Below are 404 nucleotides of genomic sequence, written 5' to 3'. Positions count from 1 at the left end.
GTAAGGCCCACAACGCCTTCGGTAAGGGGCCCCGATACATTTATGGCCACAAAATCCGTGTCCGTCTGACCATCGCCATCGGTCACCGTCAGCACCGCATCGTAACTGCCCGCTGCCGTATAGGTATGGACGGGGTCCGCCTCGTTGGAGGGCGCACTGCCGTCCCCAAAGTCCCACTCGTAGGAGATTATGCCCACATCGTCCGTGGAATTGCTTCCCGTAAACTGTATTTCCAAGGGAGCGTCCCCGCTTACTTGGTCCACTTCGGCAAAAGAAATAGGGGGATCGCTCTGCACCGTATTTGCGATTATGGTTATGGTGTCCGTGTCCGTCTGACCATCGCCATCGGTCACCGTCAGCATCGCATCATAACTGCCCGCTGCCGTATAGGTATGGACGGGGTC

The 404-nt window shown here is 57.2% G+C and carries 1 protein-coding gene; it reads right to left on the bottom strand.

What is annotated here, in order from left to right:
• Positions 1 to 404, bottom strand: a 404-nt coding sequence (locus GO009_RS17465; protein WP_163627983.1) for a PKD domain-containing protein, incomplete at both ends; no start/stop codon positions are given.

The organism is Allomuricauda sp. TY007, from assembly GCF_010468565.1.
GTDB lineage: Bacteria > Bacteroidota > Bacteroidia > Flavobacteriales > Flavobacteriaceae > Flagellimonas.
Note: the sequence above shows the minus strand (reverse complement) of the source record. Positions and strands in the feature narration are given on the sequence as shown.